This window comes from Acinetobacter sp. YH12254 (genome assembly GCF_013417415.1).
GTDB classification, from domain to species: domain Bacteria; phylum Pseudomonadota; class Gammaproteobacteria; order Pseudomonadales; family Moraxellaceae; genus Acinetobacter; species Acinetobacter pseudolwoffii.
In genome coordinates this window covers 1-1,377 of the sequence record NZ_VPEB01000049.1, presented here as the reverse complement: position 1 = coordinate 1,377, position 1,377 = coordinate 1, and the positions used below count along the sequence as shown (strand labels likewise).

Here is a 1,377-nt window from a genome sequence, read left to right as displayed (position 1 = left end):
GAAATTCATGCACGTGTAGCAGTCCTCAACAGATTTACGGAATTAGGTCGACCACTTACCCAAGTTACGCCTTAAATTTGGCTCAATTAGGGGCGCTTTGCATTTCAAATCTTTGTGCAACAAAGCCATTCGTGGTTATTTGCAACAGTGCCAATAAGAGTTCAAATATTCTATTTAATTGTCATTAAACCGGATTCTGGCAGGGTGATATATGGAAAATTTGGACGAATTAAAAAGCCTGCATTTGCGGGCTTTTTAATGTCTGGTTTGGAGTTAGTTATTTTTCTTTTCTAATTTTTGGGCAACGGCTAATTCACATTCTAATTGGTGGAAGCTGACCAGATCTGCCGATGTACTTAACTTGCCATTTTCACGGTCGAAAATAAAAGAGACAGAACATTTTTGATTTTCCTGATCGGTGATTTGAACACCGTAATACCAGGTTTCCGCATCGCTAATCACTACGACGTTTTTAGTCTCACCTAAATTTTCTTTTAATACCGCCTGAGTTGGGGTGCTAATTGCACTAGCAATAAAATCTAATGAAACAGGTTTGTGCTCAGTGATTTTAGAGGTGATTTCTGGACTAAACAGTTGGTAATCATTACTGATTAACTGTTCATGATTATGTGCGTTTGCCAGTGATGCTGCGGATAGTGCTAATGTCAGCGTGATTAACTTGATTTTCATATTGTATCCCCATGATTCGAATATTTTAAAGTTTGAGTTTCTTTCAAATTTCTAAAATCATATACGATCTTAAAAATAATAAAGGGTTTGGAGATAAAATCTCATTTTTTTGTTTCACTCTGATGGGCATGCTGTTCCACAGTGGGAAAATATGCAGTCAGATCTTTAAGGATTTTGGGACCAATATATCGGAGACAGTTTATTTAACTGATGTTACGCATCCATTCTATATGTTGTAAATTTTAAAAAAATCGACCGCAAAATGTAGTGGCGAAGATGCTCAAAAATACACTTATTGCGTAACATCAGTTATTTAAGTTAGGCTGCCAGTTTAGATTTGCTAAAATTTACATAACGCACGTTAGACAAATTGAGAAAAAAGCCAGTTCAATATGTACTGGCTTTTTAGTGTCACGTATATAAATCTAAGAATTGTTTTAATCGTTGCTAAGATGATGTTTCACGGCTTCTAAACCATTGATTTAAAGTTCAGGATTTTGACTGGCATGACCTTACTTTGGCGTGTGCTCTAAAATTACATTAGGCCATTCAGTAAAGTTATAGGACTTACGCACTATTATTTATAGATTCTCTGTGGTAGCAGATGATTTTTATCGAGAATAAAGTCATCAATGAAGTTTTTGATAACTGGTCTAAATAATTTCTTCTGCCAACGATATACATTTT

At 35.3% G+C, this 1,377-nt stretch carries 1 protein-coding gene and 1 pseudogene; both read right to left on the bottom strand.

Features of this window, described 5'->3' with window-relative positions; all coding sequences use genetic code 11:
• Positions 1-273: 273 nt before the first annotated feature.
• Positions 274-690, bottom strand: coding sequence for a hypothetical protein (locus tag FTV29_RS14950; protein WP_159139022.1), 417 nt, complete (start codon positions 688-690; stop codon positions 274-276).
• A gap of 577 nt (positions 691-1,267) precedes the next feature.
• Positions 1,268-1,377: pseudogene (locus FTV29_RS14945) on the bottom strand (IS701 family transposase); the annotation flags it as partial.

Excerpts from the sequence above, each read along its gene's own strand:
- FTV29_RS14950 (WP_159139022.1), bottom strand. The coding sequence starts at position 690 with ATGAAAATCAAGTTAATCACGCTGACATTAGCACTATCCGCAGCATCA.